This is a genomic window from Demequina sp. TMPB413, assembly GCF_020447105.2.
Classification (GTDB): domain Bacteria; phylum Actinomycetota; class Actinomycetes; order Actinomycetales; family Demequinaceae; genus Demequina.
The window spans coordinates 1,213,492-1,226,428 of sequence record NZ_CP096184.1 but is presented as its reverse complement, the minus strand read 5'-3'; the positions used below and the strand labels follow the sequence as shown (position 1 = coordinate 1,226,428).

Genomic DNA, 12,937 nt, shown 5'->3' with positions numbered 1-12,937 from the left:
TTTCCGGGATAGGTCCCTTACGTCACGGGTGGCTCGAGTGTGCCGAATTTCATGCACAGTGGTGTATAGTTATGCATATGGCTCTCTCTGTGGCAGTTGCTGGCGCGTCCGGATACGTGGGGGGAGAGGTGCTGCGCGTGTTTAGTGCACACCCCGATGTCGAGTTCGGCGCGCTCACGGCCCACTCGTCAGTCGGTGACACCATTCGCACTCACCACCCCCACCTGGTTCCGCTAGCCGACCGCGTGATCGCGCCGACCACCGTGGAGGCACTCGCCGGTCACGACGTGGTGGTGCTCGCCCTCCCACACGGCGCATCGGGAGAGATTGCCGCACAGTTGCCTGAAGACACGCTCGTGCTGGACTGCGGCGCCGACTATCGCCTCGCGTCGGCCGCGGCGTGGGCCGAGTACTACGGTGGCGAGCACGCCGGTACCTGGCCGTATGGAATGCCTGAACTCATCACGCCCGCCGGTCACCAACGCGATGCGCTCGCGGGCAGCCGCCGGATTGCCGTCCCCGGCTGCAACGTCACGGCGGTCACGCTCGCCATGCAGCCAGGAATCGCTGCGGGACTCGTTGACGCTTCCGACATTGTCGCGACGCTCGCGGTGGGGTACTCGGGGGCGGGAAAGAAGCTGGCCACGAACCTTCTCGCCTCTGAGGGCCTTGGCGCTGCCGCGCCTTACGCTGTCGCTGGCACGCATCGTCACATCCCAGAGATTGTCCAGAACCTGCAAAGCGCGGGAGCGGACGACGTGCGGCTCAGTTTCACGCCGGTGCTCGTGCCGATGTCGCGCGGGATTCTCGCGACGGTGTCGGCTCCGCTGGTGGCAGGGACAAGCGCCGACGCTGTGCGGGCCGCCTGGGTGGACGCCTACGCCGACGAGCCCTTCATGCACGTCCTGCCCGAGGGTCAGTGGCCCTCTACGGCGGGGGTGATTGGTGCGAACACCGCGCTCCTGCAGGTTGCCGTCGACGCGAAAGCGCGTCGAGTCGTCGCGATCTGCGCGATCGACAACCTCGTGAAGGGAACCGCAGGCGCGGCGCTGCAGTCCATGAACATTGCACTCGGATTGCCGGAAGAAACCGGCCTCAACCAGATTGGAGTGGCTCCGTGAGCGTCACACACCCGCAAGGATTCCTCGCCGCTGGGGTAGCGGCAGGACTCAAGTCGACGGGCGCATCTGACGTCGCTCTCGTGGTCAACGAGGGCCCGTCCTTTGTGGCGGCAGGGGTCTTCACCACGAACAGGGTGTTCGCGGCGCCGGTGGCATGGTGCCGTCAGGTGGTCACCGACGCCCGCGTCGATGCGGTCATCCTCAATTCCGGCGGAGCGAACGCCGCGACGGGCCCCGAGGGCTTCGCGGACACGCACGCCACCGCCGAACGCGTCTCCGACGCACTCCAGGCGGCGGGCAAGGACGTTTCTGCAGGAGACGTTGCCGTGTGTTCGACGGGGCTGATCGGTGTGCGATTGCCGATGGACAAGTTGCTTGCCGGGGTTGACGACGCTGTGGGGCAGTTGGCGGCCGACGGTGGCGATGCGGCCTCCCACGCCATCCTGACCACCGACTCGGTGGCCAAGACCGTTGTCGTTGACAAAGACGGTTGGTCCATCGGCGCGATGGCCAAGGGTGCTGGCATGCTCGCCCCTGGAATGGCGACGATGCTGTGCGTCATCACCACGGATGCCGACGTCGACGCTGCCCAGGCGGACGCTGCGCTCAGGGAGGCAGTGCGCACCACGCTTAACCGGCTCGACGCAGACGGCTGCATGTCGACCAACGACACCGTGCTGCTGATGGCCTCCGGCGCGTCGGGAGTCAAGCCTGACCTTGCCGCGTTCCAGGAGGCGCTGACGGGCGCATGCCACGACTTGGCGCAGCAACTGCTGACCGACGCGGAGGGGGCCGAGCACGACATCGCGATCACCGTCGTGCGTGCCACCACCGAGGATGCAGCAGAGGCCATTGGCCGCGCTGTGGCACGCTCCAACCTCTTCAAAGCGGCAATATTCGGCCGCGACCCTAACTGGGGCCGCATCATTTCCGCAGCGGGCACGGTGCCGGAGGACGTCGCTCCTTTCGATGCGAGCCTCATCGATGTCCACATCAACGGCGTCCAGGTCTGCAAGGCCGCGGGCGTGGGCGAACCACGCGAGGGCGTCGACCTGAGCGGCCGCGAGGTAGACATCGTCATCGACCTGCACGCGGGAGATGCCACCGCGACCATCTGGACCAACGACCTGACCCACGACTACGTCCACGAGAACAGCGCGTATAGCTCATGAGCGAACTGATAGATACTCCCGACCTCAACCCTCAACAGAAGGTCAGCGTCCTCATCGACGCGATGCCGTGGATTGAGGAGTTCAAGGGCGCCGTCGTCGTCATCAAATACGGCGGCAACGCGATGGTGGACGAGACGCTCAAGCGCGCCTTTGCCCAAGACATCGTGCACTTGCGGCTATTGGGCCTGAAGCCCGTGGTGGTGCACGGAGGCGGCCCGCAGATCACCGACATGCTCGGCAGGCTCGGCATCGAGTCCGAGTTCAAGGGCGGCCTGCGCGTCACCACCCCTGAGGCGATGGACGTGGTGCGCATGGTGCTCACGGGCCAGGTGTCTCGCGAGCTCGTGGGGCTCATCAACGACCACGGCCCGCTCGGCGTTGGCCTTTCAGGCGAGGACGCTGGGCTGCTTCAGGCCAAGCGCCGCCACGCGATGGTCGACGGCAAGAAGGTCGACGTCGGCCAGGTAGGCGACGTGGTCAAGGTCAACCCCGCCGCCATCCAGGACATCATCGGGGCCGGCCGCATCCCCGTGGTGAGCACGGTCGCCCCTGACCTCGACGATCCCACCACGGTGCTCAACGTCAACGCGGACACGGCGGCCGCGTCCATCGCGGTGGCGCTTCGCGCCCGCAAGCTCATCGTGCTGACGGACGTGGAGGGGCTGTACGCCAACTGGCCAGACCGCTCCTCTCTCGTGCGACGCATCCACGCCACTGACGTGGAGAAGCTGCTTCCCAGCCTCATGTCGGGAATGGTGCCCAAGATGGAGGCGTGCCTGCGCGCCGTGCGTGGAGGCGTGAGCCAGGCCCACATCATCGACGGCCGCGAGGCGCACTCGATCCTCACGGAGATCTTCACCTCGTCCGGTTCCGGCACGATGGTCCGGCCGGATGACGTGGAGCTGTGGGGATGACCGGCCCGCAAGGCGCCCACGTGCTGGGCGAGCAGGGACTCGACCGCTACCAGTCCGCCCTCATGGGCACCTTCGGGCGCCCGCTTCGGGTGCTGACCAAGGGCGAGGGCTCCTACGTCTGGGACGCCGACGGTCAGCGTTACCTCGACTTGCTGGGCGGCATCGCGGTGAACGCCCTCGGTCACGCCGACCCCGAATGGGTCGCCGCCATCGCGGCTCAGGCGGGCACGCTCACCCATGTCTCCAACTTCTTCGCGACCGAACCCCAGATCGCGCTCGCGGAGCGGCTGTTGGACATTTGCGGCGCCCCCGAGGGCTCGCGGGTCTTCCTGACCAACTCCGGCACCGAGGCCAACGAGGCGGCCTTCAAGATGTCGCGCCGCACCGGTCGGACCCGACTGCTCGCGCTGACTGGATCGTTCCACGGGCGCTCGACTGGCGCGCTCACGCTGACCCACAAGGAGGCGTATCGCGCCCCCTTCGCCCCGCTCGCCCCAGGCGTCGAGTTCATCGAACCCAATGACATCGGCGCGCTAGTAGCGGCCATGTCGGACGACGTCGCCGCGATCTTCATCGAGCCCATCCAGGGAGAGGCGGGCGTGAAGCCTCTCACCCACGAGTACCTCGCGGCCGTCCGCCACGAGTGCGACGCCCACGGCGTCCTACTGATCGCGGACGAGGTCCAGACCGGCATCGGCCGCACGGGGACCTGGCTCGCCATGCAGGCCCACGGCATCATGCCCGACGTCGTGACGCTCGCCAAGGGCCTCGGAGGAGGCTTCCCTGTTGGCGCTGTCGTCGCGTACGGCACAACGGCCGCGACGCTGCTCACGGCAGGCCAGCACGGCACGACGTTCGGCGGCAACGCCCTCGCGTCGGCCGCGGCCCTCGCGACCATTGACGCTATCGAGTCCCGCGACCTGCTCGCGCACGTCAAGGTCATGGGGGAGTGGCTCAAGGCCACCATCGGCGCGCTGCCTGGCGTGGTCGAGGTGAGAGGCGAGGGGCTGCTGCTCGGCATCAAGCTCGAGGCGGAGATCTCGGCTGCCGTTGCGGCGGCGGCTATCGAGGGTGGCTTCATCATCAACCCGCCCAGCCCAGACACCATCAGGCTCGCACCATCGCTCACCCTCACGCAGGCCGAGGCCGAGCCCTTCGTTCGATGGCTCGCCGACCACTTGGCCGCCACCGGCGTTTCACCCAAGGAGTCCTGATGGTGCGTCACTTCTTGCGTGACGACGACCTCACGGCCGCTGAGCAGCGCGAAGTCCTCGAGCTCGCGCTCGCGTTCCGCAAGAACCGTTATCTGCACCGTCCCTTCGAGGGGCCGCAAGCCGTCGCCGTCCTGTTTGACAAGCCCTCGACCCGCACCAGGGTGTCGTTCTCGGCGGGCATCGCCGAACTGGGCGGCTACCCGCTGGTGCTTGACGCTGGCTCTTCGCAAATGGGTCGCGGCGAGTCGGTCGCCGACACTGCACGCGTGCTCGGCCGCCAGGTCAGCGCGATCGTATGGCGCACCTTTGGCCAGGATCGCGTCGAGGACATGGCCGAGTTCTCGGGTGTCCCGGTCGTCAACGCGCTCACCGACGACTTCCACCCGTGCCAGATCCTTGCGGACCTCGCGGCCGTCGCCGACGCACGCGGCGGGGTCGACGCGCTCGCAGGCCTCACGCTGGCCTACGTCGGCGACGGCGCCAACAACATGGCGCACAGTTACCTGCTGGGTGGGGCGCTCGCGGGAATGCACGTGCGCGTGGGCGCTCCAGAGGACTACATGCCCTCGGAGGCGGTGGTACTTGACGCGAAGGCTCTCGCGGCCGAACACGGCGGCTCCGTCACCGTCACGACTGATCATGACGACGCGGTGCGTGGCGCCGACATCATCGCGACCGACACCTGGATCTCCATGGGCGATGAGAACGAGTTCGGCGTGCGCGCCGGTCAGTTCGAGTCCTACCAGGTCAATGCGCACAGCCTCGAGATCGCTGCGCCTGGTGCCCAGGTGCTGCACTGCCTTCCGGCCTACCGCGGCAAGGAGATCACGGCAGAAGTGCTCGATGGTCCGCAGAGCATCGTGTGGCTCGAGGCTGAGTACCGTCTGCACGCCCAGAAGGCACTGCTGACGTGGCTGGCCGCCCATTCGGGCAAGGACTCGTGATGAGCCAAGCGATCCCAGCCACCAAGTCGGCTCGTCAGGCCTTCATCGCGCGGCTCATCGAGTCGGAAGAGATCAGGTCTCAAGGCGACCTCGCCATCAGACTCGAGTCTCAAGGCATCACGGTCACCCAGGCGACGCTGTCTCGCGACTTGCTCGACATCGGCGCGCTCAAGGTGCGTGGCGCCTCTGGTCACATGGTCTACACGACGCAGTCCTCGCTCGAGGCCTCAGGAGACACCGGCGGGCGGCTCAACAGGCTGTGCGCAGAGTTGCTGTATTCGGCGGTTGGCTCGGCCAACATCGCGATCCTGCGAACGCCCTCGGGCGGCGCGCAGTACTTCGCCTCAGCGATCGACGGACATGACGATCCTGACGTCGTCGGCACCGTGGCCGGAGACGACACCGTGTTTGTAATTTCCAGGGACGTCGACGGCGGCCCTGCCCTTGCCCAAAAGTTCCTCGACCGCGCCTCAGGCACGGTGCACGACTCACACCCAGGAGAGACACTCACATGAAAGAACGCATCGTCCTTGCCTACTCCGGCGGACTCGACACTTCCGTCGCCATTGGTTGGATCGCCGACGCGACCGGCGCGGAGGTCGTGGCCGTCGCCGTCGACGTGGGCCAGGGTGGGGAAGACCTCGAGGTGATCCGCCAGCGCGCGCTCGATTGTGGCGCCGTGGAGGCCTACGTGGCAGACGCTCGCGACGAGTTCGCCGAGGAGTACTGCATGCCGGCACTCAAGGCGAACGCGCTGTACCACGACAAGTACCCGCTTGTCTCGGCGCTCAGCCGCCCGGTCATCGTGAAGCACATCGTGCAGGCGGCCAGGGAGTTTGGTGCCACGACGATGGCTCACGGCTGCACGGGCAAGGGCAATGACCAGGTGCGCTTCGAGGTGGGCATCGCCTCGCTCGCACCCGACCTCAAGTGCATTGCACCGGTGCGCGACCTCGCACTCACTCGCGACAAGGCGATCGACTACGCGGAGCGCAACAACCTGCCCATCGCGACCACGAAGAAGAACCCCTTCTCGATCGACCAGAACGTGTGGGGCCGCGCGGTGGAGACGGGCTTCCTCGAGGACATCTGGAACGCACCCACCAAGGACGTCTACGAGTACACGGACGACCCCGCGTTCCCGCCGGTGCCTGACGAGGTAATCATCTCGTTCGAGAAGGGCATTCCCGTCGCGATCGACGGGCAGAAGGTCACGCCGCTGCAGGCCATTCAGGAGATGAACCGCCGCGCGGGTGCGCACGGCGTTGGCCGCCTCGACATCGTGGAGGACCGCCTCGTTGGCATCAAGAGCCGTGAGGTGTACGAGGCTCCTGGCGCGATCGCGCTGATCGAGGCGCACCGCGAGATGGAGAACGTCACGCTCGAACGCGAGCAGGCCCGCTACAAGCGCGTCATCCAGCAGGAGTGGACCGACCTTGTCTACGACGGCATGTGGTCCTCGCCGCTCAAGAAGTCGCTCGACGCGTTCATCGAGGACACCCAGCAATACGTGACCGGCGACATCCGCATCGTGCTGCACGGCGGCAAGGTGACCGTGACCGGCCGCCGCTCAGACGTCGGCCTGTACGACTTCAACCTCGCGACGTACGACGAGGGCGACACCTTCGATCAGAGCGCGGCGCGTGGCTTCATCGAGATCTACGGACTCGCAGCCAAGCAGGCGGCGGCGCGCGCGGCGAGGGTCGCCAACTCTTAAGAAACTCGATGCCAGGAACCCGCCGCCGCGCATCCGGCGGCGGGTTCCTGGCACACTCGTGATGTGTAACGAAGGGGACGGCGATGGCAAAGGCTGAAGGCACCAACGAGGGCGCTCTATGGGGCGGGCGATTCAGTGGGGGACCCTCAGAGGCCCTCGCCAAGTTGAGCGTGTCCACACACTTTGACTGGCGGTACGCGGACGACGACCTGGCCGCCTCGATCGCCCACGCTCACGCTCTGCAGCGAGCGGGATTGCTGAGCGATGCGGAGACCTCTTCCATGGTCGAAGCGCTCACCAAGCTGCGTACCGACGTGGCCGCCGGGAAGGTCGAGCCGTCGCCTGCCGACGAGGACGTCCACGGTGCGCTCGAGCGGCTGCTGATCGACCGCGTCGGCGCCGATCTGGGCGGCAAGCTGCGGGCTGGCCGCTCGCGTAACGACCAGATCGCGACCCTGCCGCGGATGTACTTGCGCCGGCACGCCCGCACGATCGCCTCTCAGGTGCTGGACGTGGTGGAGGCCCTGTTGGAGCAGGCCGACCGTCATCTTGACGACCCGATGCCCGGCCGCACCCACATGCAGCACGCTCAGCCGGTCACCCTTGGCCACCACCTGATGGCTCACGCCTGGCCGCTGCTGCGCGACGTCGAGCGGCTGACCGACTGGGATTCGCGGGCGGCATGGTCGCCCTATGGAGCCGGCGCGCTCGCGGGCTCCACGCTCGGGCTCGATCCCGTAGCCGTCGCGGCGGAGTTGGGCTTTGCCGGGCCCACCGAGAACTCCATCGATGCCACCGCGGCTCGCGACGTGATCGCCGAGTTCTCCTGGGTGGCGGCCATGATTGGCGTCGACCTGTCGCGGCTGTCGGAAGAGATCATCCTGTGGGCCACCGTTGAGTTCGGTTTCGCCTCGCTTGACGACGCGTACTCGACAGGGTCGTCGATCATGCCGCAGAAAAAGAACCCCGACATCGCGGAACTGGCGCGAGGCAAGGCCGGCCGGCTCATCGGCGACCTCACAGGCCTCCTCACCACGCTCAAGGGGCTGCCGCTCGCCTACAACAGGGACATTCAAGAGGTGCACGAGCCTGCGCTCGACGCCGTCGACACCTTGGAGACCGTGCTGCCTGCGTTCAGCGGGATGGTCCGCACGCTCGTGTTCCACCCGGAGCGCATGGCGGCCCTGGCCCCTGCCGGATTCTCGCTGGCTACTGACGTGGCGGAGTGGCTCGTCAAGCAGGGAGTGCCGTTCCGAGAGGCCCATGAGGTGGCAGGCGCGTGCGTGCGGCTGTGCGAGAAGCGCGGCAAGGAACTGCACGAGATGACCCTGGACGAGATGACTGGCATCCACGAGGCGCTCAACGAGGGCGTGCTCGAGGTGCTCACCGTCGAGGGTTCGCTGGCCGCGCGCGACGGCGCTGGGGGCACGGCCCCCAAGCAGGTGGTGGAGCAGGGCAAGGCCGCGCGTGCTCGGGTGCGTCACTTCCGCCCGTGGGCGTCCGCTTAGGTCACTGAAGCCACGCGCCCGCGCGGGCTAGTCGACCTCGACCTCGGTCGCCCCTGTCACCCGAAGCAAGTCTGCATACGAGATGGGAAATAGCGACGCAGGGATGCCCGCCGCCGCCCACACCTCGTCGTACGCCTTGAGCGCCACGTCAAGATAGGTACGCACTGGGGAAGGATGTCCCACCGGTGCCACGCCGCCGATGACCTGACCCGTCGCCGCCCGCACGTCGTCCGGCGTCGCCCTGGTGATCGCGTCGGCGCCAATGCGGCCGGCCAGCGCAGCGGTATCGACCCGGTGCGCCCCTGACGTGAGCACCAGAATCGGCGAACCGTCGGCCAGGAACACGAGTGAATTCGCGATAGCGCCCACCTCGCAACCCAAGTACTCCGCGGCGGCGAGCGCCGTGGGCGTCGCCTTGTCGATCTCGCGCACCGTGACATCGACGCCGCCGGCATGGAGCGCAGCTTGAACCTGCTGGACCTTGGGATGCGACTCCGGCTTCATGCGACCAACGTAGCGATACCGGCGGCGGAAGGCACGCATCACGCCCCACCTATCTCGCGCCCGAAAGCGCTCCGCGCGCTAGCCTGCTGCTATGTCCCAGCCATCCTTGTCGGACCTGGTATCCCTGCTGCTACGCCGCGAACCCTTGATTGGCGGCACCCGCGTCGTCCTCATCGACGGGCCTGCAGGAAGCGGCAAGACGACGCTGGCAAATCGGCTGTCTGTGGCACTCGGTGGTGCGGAGTCGGCGGGCTCGGGAACCTACGATCCTGACCACCGCACCCCGGCCTCGGCGCCGGTCCAGATCATCCACGGCGATGACATGTACGAGGGCTGGGGAGGGCTTCCCATCCTCGACCGCGTCTTGGTCGACCAGATCCTCGAACCGCTGTCGAGAGGGGTGGGCGGCGAGTTCGCGATGTGGGACTGGTCGCTTGAGGAACGCACCCACACAATCCGCGTCCCGCAACGCCCGTACATCATCATCGAGGGGGTCGGCGTGGGCCAGCGCGCCGCGCGACAGTACGCGAGCATGCTCATCTATGTCGACGCGCCGTGGCCCGAGCGGCTTCGTCGCGGCATCGAGCGCGACGGCGAGGCACTGCGTCCCCATTGGGAGGCGTGGCACCAGGCGGAGGACGAGTTTCTGTATGAGGAGGGAACCGAGCACGCCGCCGACGCCGTGGTGAGCGGTGACACGCGGCTTCCTGACGCCTGGTAACCCGCCCGAAACCGGGCCGTGCCACGATGGCAGGGTGAGCATCGTCGACGCCAGCATCGCGCGCCTAGGCCCGTTGCTTGACGATGCGGGGACGCTGATCAGGCAGGAGTCTCCCTCCGACGATCGCAAGGCGGTCCTGGCAAGCGCCGACGTGGTGGCCAGGGTGGTGGGGGAGCGCTTCGCCCAAGCGGGCATCGCGGCCGACGCCGAGCGCATCGTGGTCGACGGTTGCCCCCACGTGCGGTGGCGGTGGGGCGACGGACCAGCACGGGTACTGCTGTTGGCCCACCACGACACGGTGTGGCCGCTCGGCACCCTGGAACGCTTGCCGTTCACCGTGAGCGACGGCGTGATGCGTGGGCCGGGCTGCTTCGACATGATCGTGGGGCTGTTGCAGGCCGTTCATGCGCTGTGCGCGCTGGTCGAGACGAGCGGCGCGCACGCTGTGGACGGCGTGACGCTGCTGGTGACGGGTGACGAGGAAATTGGCTCTGTCACGTCGCGCGCTCTACTCGAGGCGGAGGCGGCGGGTTGCGAAGCGGTCCTGGTGCTTGAGGCGGCGGGCCCGGGAGGCGCACTCAAAACGGCGCGCAAGGGCGTCTCCCTGTACTCGGTGGAAGCGATGGGCGCCGCCGCTCACGCTGGACTCGAACCAGAGAAGGGCGTCAACGCGACCATCGAAATCGCGCATCAGATTCCGCTCATTGCGGCACTGGCCGATGCCGCTCGGGGCACAACGGTCACTCCCACCAGGTTGATGGCTGACACGACGGTCAACACCGTGCCGGCACACGCCCGTGTTGACGTGGACGTGCGGGCGACGACGGCGGCGGAGCAACGCCGCGTCGATGACGCGATGAGCGCCCTCGTTCCCGTGCTGCCTGGCGCGCAGCTCCGAGTCACCGGCGGCATCAACAGGCCGGTCATGGAGCGGGCGAGCGCGGCCGCCCTCTATTCGAAGGCTGCGGCACTTGCCCCAGCGGTCGGGATACAGGCCCTGGGCGAGATCGCGGTGGGGGGCGCATCTGACGGCAACTTCACGGCCGGCCTGGGGGTGCCGACGCTCGACGGGCTGGGTGCCGTTGGCGGAGGCGCTCACGCGGACGACGAACACGTCTTGATTGACCATATCGTCCCTCGCACCGCGCTGCTGGCCCTGCTGGTGGCTGACCTACTCGCCGGGGAATCGTCATGAGCGTCGACGCGTGGGCGGACTACGACGAGGCCGCGACGGCGGCGGGCGTCGAGGCGCGCGTGCTCGCGGGAAGCGAGTTGGAACGAGCCACTGAGGTGTGGCGCGCGGTGTGGAACGAGCCGGTGATGGAGCGCCACCTGCTCACTGCGCTGTCTCACGCGGGCGGCTACGTCGCCGGCGCCTTCGTCGGCGAACGCATCGTCGGAGCGACCGCAGGATTCTTTGGGCCACCGGCGCACGCCGCGATGCACTCTCACGTGGCTGGCGTCGTCCCTGGCCTCGCAGGTACTGGCGTCGGCACGGCGATGAAGCTCCACCAACGCGCGTGGTGCCTAGACCGCGACGTGGGGACTGTCACGTGGACCTTTGACCCCCTCGTGGCGCGCAACGCGGCGTTCAATGTGCGCAGGCTCGGTGCGACGCTCGACGAGTACTTAGTCGATTTCTACGGTGCGATGACAGACGGTGTGAACGCAGGCCAGGGATCCGATCGCATCCTCGCGCGGTGGGCGCTCGACGCGCCCCTGCCCCCCGCGCCCCGCGACCCCCAGCCAGCGCCAGCCATTCTGAGCGTCGGCGAGGCCCTCGAACCCGTCGTCGGCCCCGTCCCATCCGGCGCGTCGGCCGTGTCTGTGGTTGTGCCAGCCGATATCGAAGCCATGCGTCGCGACCACCTCGAGTTGGCCGCCCGCTGGAGAATGGCCTTGCGAGAGGCCATGGTGGAAAGGTGGGCCGCAGGCTGGCGCCCCACCGCCGTCGGCCGGGATGGCCGCTACCTGATGGAGGCACTGTGAGAATCCGCCGCGTCCAATTGCACACCCTTGCGCTTCCACTCGTGACGCCGTTCACCACGTCCTTCTCCACCCAGACGGAGCGACGAGTCCTGGTCATGGAGTTGACGGCCGCCGTTGACGGTCAAGAGGTGACGGGTTGGGCGGAGTGCGGTGCGCTGAGCGAGCCCGTCTATTCAGAGGAGTACACCGAGGGCGTGATCGACGTGACCGCGAGGCACCTGCTGCCGCGACTCGTGGCCGCGTCGGCGGTCGGACCGCTGACAGCGGAGACGGTCTCCGAGCACCTGGAGAAGATCGTGGGCCACAGGATGGCCAAGGCAATGTTGGAGATGGCGGTGCTCGACGCCCAGTTGCGCGCGGCGGGTCTCAGCTTCAAGGACTACCTGGGCGTCACCGTTGACAGGGTGCCCTCCGGCGTCTCCGTCGGAATTCAGGACTCGATCCCGCGACTGATGGACGCGGTCGACGCGTACCTCGCCGAGGGCTACCAGCGCATCAAACTCAAGATCCAACCGGGCTGGGACATCGCGCCGGTGCGGGCAGTTCGCGACGCGCACCCAGACGTTCCACTCCAGGTGGACGCGAACGCCGCCTACACGCTCGCCGACGCGGCGCACTTGGCGAGGCTCGACGAGTTCAACCTGCTGCTCATCGAACAACCGTTAGGAGAGGACGACATGCGCCAGCATGCCGAACTCGCCCGCCGGATGCGCACGCCGATGTGCCTCGACGAGTCCGTGACGTCGGCCACCAAGGCGGCCGATGCCATCCAGCTGGGCGCCGCTCAGGTCATCAACATCAAGCCTTCGCGCGTAGGTGGCTACCTAGAGGCCAGGCGGATCCATGACATCTCGCGCGCGCACGGCGTGGCGGTGTGGTGTGGAGGAATGCTCGAGACGGGCATCGGACGCGCGGCGAACGCGGCGCTCGCGGGCCTTCCTGGATTCACCCTCACAGGAGACATTTCCGCTTCCGGACGCTTCTACAAGGAGGACATCACCGAGCCCTTCGATCTGGTCGACGGCCACATCATGATCCCGGAGTCACCGGGGCTCGCGGCCGTCCCCGACCCTTCCCGCCTCGCCGCAGCGACCGTCGCGAGCGTTGACCTGCCGCTGTGAACTCGCCGTAGC

Annotated in this window: 13 protein-coding genes; 12 read left to right on the top strand and 1 reads right to left on the bottom strand. The window is 67.5% G+C overall.

What is annotated here, in order from left to right:
- Nucleotides 1-71 precede the first annotated feature (71 nt).
- From argC to argH, 8 genes are all read left to right on the top strand, one after another.
- Nucleotides 72-1,121, top strand: a complete 1,050-nt coding sequence (gene argC / locus LGT36_RS05900) for an N-acetyl-gamma-glutamyl-phosphate reductase (protein WP_226095713.1) — start codon at nucleotides 72-74, stop codon at nucleotides 1,119-1,121.
- Entirely contained in the window at nucleotides 1,118-2,293 is a 1,176-nt protein-coding gene (argJ, locus tag LGT36_RS05895) for a bifunctional glutamate N-acetyltransferase/amino-acid acetyltransferase ArgJ (protein ID WP_226095712.1), read from the top strand. The genes argC and argJ overlap by 4 nt, the downstream gene beginning before the upstream one ends.
- The gene (argB, locus tag LGT36_RS05890; protein ID WP_226264614.1) at nucleotides 2,290-3,207 is read left to right on the top strand and encodes an acetylglutamate kinase; all 918 of its coding nucleotides are present in this window, start codon (nucleotides 2,290-2,292) and stop codon (nucleotides 3,205-3,207) included. The genes argJ and argB overlap by 4 nt, the downstream gene beginning before the upstream one ends.
- On the top strand, nucleotides 3,204-4,421 hold the full coding sequence (locus LGT36_RS05885; protein ID WP_226094605.1) for an acetylornithine transaminase: 1,218 nt from the start codon (nucleotides 3,204-3,206) through the stop codon (nucleotides 4,419-4,421). Before argB ends, LGT36_RS05885 begins: the two co-directional genes overlap by 4 nt.
- Entirely contained in the window at nucleotides 4,421-5,365 is a 945-nt protein-coding gene (gene argF / locus LGT36_RS05880; RefSeq protein WP_226264613.1) for an ornithine carbamoyltransferase, read from the top strand. Before LGT36_RS05885 ends, argF begins: the two co-directional genes overlap by 1 nt.
- Nucleotides 5,365-5,880 (top strand): arginine repressor, encoded by a 516-nt coding sequence (locus LGT36_RS05875; protein WP_226095161.1) that lies wholly within the window; start codon nucleotides 5,365-5,367, stop codon nucleotides 5,878-5,880. Before argF ends, LGT36_RS05875 begins: the two co-directional genes overlap by 1 nt.
- The gene (locus LGT36_RS05870) at nucleotides 5,877-7,082 is read left to right on the top strand and encodes an argininosuccinate synthase (RefSeq protein WP_226095162.1); all 1,206 of its coding nucleotides are present in this window, start codon (nucleotides 5,877-5,879) and stop codon (nucleotides 7,080-7,082) included. The genes LGT36_RS05875 and LGT36_RS05870 overlap by 4 nt, the downstream gene beginning before the upstream one ends.
- Nucleotides 7,083-7,165: 83 nt before the next feature.
- Nucleotides 7,166-8,590, top strand: coding sequence for an argininosuccinate lyase (gene argH / locus LGT36_RS05865; RefSeq protein ID WP_226095163.1), 1,425 nt, complete (start codon nucleotides 7,166-7,168; stop codon nucleotides 8,588-8,590).
- A gap of 27 nt (nucleotides 8,591-8,617) precedes the next feature.
- Here argH and LGT36_RS05860 read toward each other — a convergent pair whose 3' ends face one another.
- The gene (locus LGT36_RS05860; RefSeq protein WP_226095164.1) at nucleotides 8,618-9,094 is read right to left on the bottom strand and encodes a YbaK/EbsC family protein; all 477 of its coding nucleotides are present in this window, start codon (nucleotides 9,092-9,094) and stop codon (nucleotides 8,618-8,620) included.
- A 91-nt stretch (nucleotides 9,095-9,185) separates the two neighbouring features.
- On the opposite strand from LGT36_RS05860, the gene LGT36_RS05855 reads away from it, so the two are divergent.
- From LGT36_RS05855 to menC, 4 genes are read left to right on the top strand one after another with little or no spacing between them, the layout of a single operon-like run.
- Nucleotides 9,186-9,815: a uridine kinase gene (locus tag LGT36_RS05855; RefSeq protein WP_226095165.1), complete on the top strand. Its 630-nt coding sequence runs from the start codon at nucleotides 9,186-9,188 to the stop codon at nucleotides 9,813-9,815.
- Nucleotides 9,816-9,849: 34 nt separating this feature from the next.
- The gene (locus tag LGT36_RS05850; RefSeq protein ID WP_226095166.1) at nucleotides 9,850-11,010 is read left to right on the top strand and encodes a M20/M25/M40 family metallo-hydrolase; all 1,161 of its coding nucleotides are present in this window, start codon (nucleotides 9,850-9,852) and stop codon (nucleotides 11,008-11,010) included.
- Nucleotides 11,007-11,804, top strand: a complete 798-nt coding sequence (locus LGT36_RS05845) for a hypothetical protein (RefSeq protein WP_226264612.1) — start codon at nucleotides 11,007-11,009, stop codon at nucleotides 11,802-11,804. The genes LGT36_RS05850 and LGT36_RS05845 overlap by 4 nt, the downstream gene beginning before the upstream one ends.
- Nucleotides 11,801-12,925, top strand: coding sequence for an o-succinylbenzoate synthase (menC, locus tag LGT36_RS05840; protein ID WP_226096130.1), 1,125 nt, complete (start codon nucleotides 11,801-11,803; stop codon nucleotides 12,923-12,925). Before LGT36_RS05845 ends, menC begins: the two co-directional genes overlap by 4 nt.
- The last annotated feature ends 12 nt before the right edge of the window (nucleotides 12,926-12,937 follow it).